Raw genomic sequence first — 2,604 nt, 5'->3', positions numbered from 1 at the left:
CGATCAACAACCTGTTTGACCGCTTCAATTTTAAACTCTTCGGGATAACGCTTACCGCTCATGGGCACCTCTCTTTAAGTCATCTTAAATGACTCTGAGGTGTCTGTTAAACCTGTGGCGATTCACATGGCATCTTCAGTTAGCCAAAGAAATGAAACAAGCTGGTTTTAACATTGATATGAACAAGCTTGTGTAACCACTTGAAAATTACTGCCTTAATGTGCCATAGTCATGTGACATTGATTCCCGCTACATTGCTCAAAGAATCAGACAGTTAGTATTTGGTGTCGCTCTCAGCCAGCTCCACCAAATAATGATCCGGATACGTCCGGTGAAGTACAGAAAGCCCGCACAGCACAAGCTCTGCGGGCTTTTTTACATCTATTGCCGCCTGGTGAGGATTGCTGAGAGCCTCACGGGCATTGACGTCAAATGACGCAATGGGTGACAGGGCAAAACGCCAAAAGTCTCACCAATAACTCCCGAAAGAATTGGAATACGAGAGTCAAAGAAAATAGAACACTCACTGAGAGTCCTGCCTGGCTGGGGCAAAGCTCGCAGTCAGACTGTCGAGCATAAAGATAAGCAGTTGCCCGTGAGACGCCAGGATGTTGGGCTACGGTATCCATAGATTTGCAAAAAATCAGCAGACCTTCTTTGCGAAGCTTTAATGATCAATTCTTTTCTGTCAGCTGCTTTAAGCGTCCTAGCCGTAGTGGCACGAGCAGCGGCGAAACTATCTATGCGCTGTCGAATGGTCTCTGTTCCTCCAGGAGCAATATTTTCTCACGCAATTTTTTATTACCGTAGGCGTTATTCAGCGTAGTCCGAAGACGTGATCCTGCTCACCCAGTCAAACATAACTTGCATATGATTGCCATTGGATGTCCTCACACCAACCTGACACGCATTTACACCTGTCGTTTTGCCAGTCAAAACCTGTCCATACTTCATATAGATTTTGATACCGACTCCCTGTTTATAGCACTTATTGCAAATCGAAAAATAATCTCTTCTTGATGGAGTATATTGCTGAAGATTAAATTCGTCAGCCGGCACCAGTGAAAGATTAAAAGCGTCATTACCTGATAATTCTTCAAGAATTGCCAGAGACTCTAATTTAACTTCAATGCGCTTATTTCCTTTAGGTTTATCCGAAGCCAGAATCAAATTTTCCCTCGGATTAAACTTCGCAATGTAGCCTGTGATTATCCGGGCATTATTACTCACCAATCGAACAGGGATATCATTAAAACGTAGAAATTGAACTCGACGAGCAAGCATAGAATAATCCCGCGGCCATATTTCAGCCTCTCGCCCGTAGGAAATATCATTTACAGCCATACATTCCATAAAGATATATTCATCTATGCTGAATGAAAAAGCCCCGAATTCACGGGGCTGAATAAAACGAAATAAATTAACGTAACAGAGACAGCACGTTCTGCGGGACCTGGTTAGCCTGCGCCAGAACGGAAGTACCGGCCTGCTGCAAGATCTGCGCGCGAGACATGTTGGAAACTTCGGTCGCGTAGTCGGAATCTTCGATACGGCTACGCGCTTCAGACAGGTTGTTTACGGTATTGCCCAGGTTGGTGATAGCAGAGTTGAAACGGTTTTGTACCGCACCCAGATCAGAGCGCAGCGCATCCACCTGCGCCAGCGCGGCATCAATTTTCTGCAGCGGGTTTTCGGTGGTTTTAGCGGCTGCTTCCGCCAGCTCTGGTTGTGCTTTGAAATCATGACCAGCGGCTTTGCTGGCATTGTAGGTTTTACCGTCGATAGTAACGACTTCGGTTTTACCGTCTACGCCACCCAGTTGGTTAGCCGCTGTTTTGGTAGTGCCGTCAGCAGCAGTATAACTTGTGGTTTTAGCTTTAATTGCTCCTGTCGCTTCATCGTAATCTGCGGCGTAATACTTATCGCCAGCTTTAAGCGCATAACCGCCTTCAATTGTCTTACCATTTTTATCGGTATAAGACATTTTGACCAACTCAGCGCCATTAGCATCGGTAGCGTCAACGCCGCCAGCAATTAAGGCATTTTTAGCATCTGCTGAAACAACTGCCGGTGTATCTTTTAACTCCTGTACTTCTGTTTTAGTTGTCGCACCAGCAGGCATTGTGGTTTTAGTTGCGCCAGCCGCAAGGGTTACTGTACCGTCAGTAGCAACGTTAACTTCATAATCGCCATTTTTGGCGGCATCAGCACCAGTAAAGCCACCAATAGTAACAAAGTACTTGTTATTATCTGCGTCAAATTTAACCGCACCACCGGTTACAGCAGCCGTACCAGTCGTACCACCCGTAGCCGTTTTAATAGCTGCATCAGTAAGACCCGATACATCCAGTGTAGTACCATTATCGGCATAAGCTTTCGTTGTTACTGCTGTATCTTTCACATCATACGCTTTCTGCACGTTCAGTGAGTCCAGACCCAGGGTCTGAGAGTTGATCTGCTTCAGATCGATATCGATAGTTTCACCGTCGTTGGCACCAACCTGGATGGTCAGGGTGTTGTCCTGCGCCAGGACTTTCACGCCGTTGAACTGAGTCTGGCCGGATACACGGTCGATTTCGTTCAGGCGCTGGGTGATTTCAGCCT

At 46.3% G+C, this 2,604-nt stretch carries 2 protein-coding genes and 1 pseudogene; all 3 read right to left on the bottom strand.

Annotated elements, in window-relative coordinates:
- Positions 1 to 563: 563 nt before the first annotated feature.
- Positions 564 to 786, bottom strand: a pseudogene (locus J4728_RS24065) (helix-turn-helix domain-containing protein); the annotation flags it as partial.
- Positions 787 to 813: 27 nt separating this feature from the next.
- A complete protein-coding gene (gene fljA, locus J4728_RS23625) occupies positions 814 to 1,353 on the bottom strand; it encodes a phase 1 flagellin gene repressor FljA (protein ID WP_000389000.1) in 540 nt (179 codons plus the stop codon).
- Positions 1,354 to 1,420: 67 nt separating this feature from the next.
- Positions 1,421 to 2,604: flagellin (locus J4728_RS23620; RefSeq protein ID WP_208212516.1), on the bottom strand; the 1,184-nt coding region annotated here is incomplete at its 5' end.

The organism is Salmonella sp. 32070601201500089SM (assembly GCF_017573605.1).
GTDB lineage: Bacteria > Pseudomonadota > Gammaproteobacteria > Enterobacterales > Enterobacteriaceae > Salmonella > Salmonella enterica.
This window is presented reverse-complemented; position numbering and strand designations above follow the sequence as displayed.

Coding starts and splice junctions, on each gene's coding strand:
- fljA (WP_000389000.1), bottom strand. CDS start 1,353: ATGGAATGTATGGCTGTAAATGATATTTCCTACGGGCGAGAGGCTGAA.